This is a genomic window from Alkalihalophilus lindianensis, assembly GCF_032843265.1.
Classification (GTDB): Bacteria; Bacillota; Bacilli; order Bacillales; family Bacillaceae_D; genus Alkalihalophilus; species Alkalihalophilus lindianensis.
In genome coordinates this window covers 1-321 of the sequence record NZ_JAWJBA010000137.1, presented here as the reverse complement: position 1 = coordinate 321, position 321 = coordinate 1, and the positions used below count along the sequence as shown (strand labels likewise).

General features: G+C 43.3%; 1 pseudogene. It reads right to left on the bottom strand.

Going from position 1 to position 321, the window contains the following annotated elements:
- Positions 1-231 (bottom strand): annotated as a pseudogene (locus RYX56_RS21660) (hypothetical protein); the annotation flags it as partial.
- Positions 232-321: the final 90 nt, after the last annotated feature.

The following is a 321-nucleotide window of genomic DNA, read 5'->3' as shown; positions in this document are numbered from 1 at the left end:
CTTCCATTTTGTGTCTGAATCTGAAAGAGCTTTGCTTGCAGCTTCGGCATAAGCGACCGCGTCACTTCCCATAAGAAGACGAAGCGGGGGTTCATCCATATCGGTTAAATCGGTAATGAGCTTTGCAATTATTAGAAGATCTCCGGGTTGCTGTTCGCGATGATCGTGAATTGCTTTTACAAATGCACCGACAGTTTGCTCGTAAGGCTCACTTACAGGGAAGATAGTCATGGAAGACCCAGTTCAATCAGTGTGCATTTCACTGGAACTGGCAGTTAGAAACAAAACTTTTAACGTAAAAATCTTCCTTTCTCTGTTTAG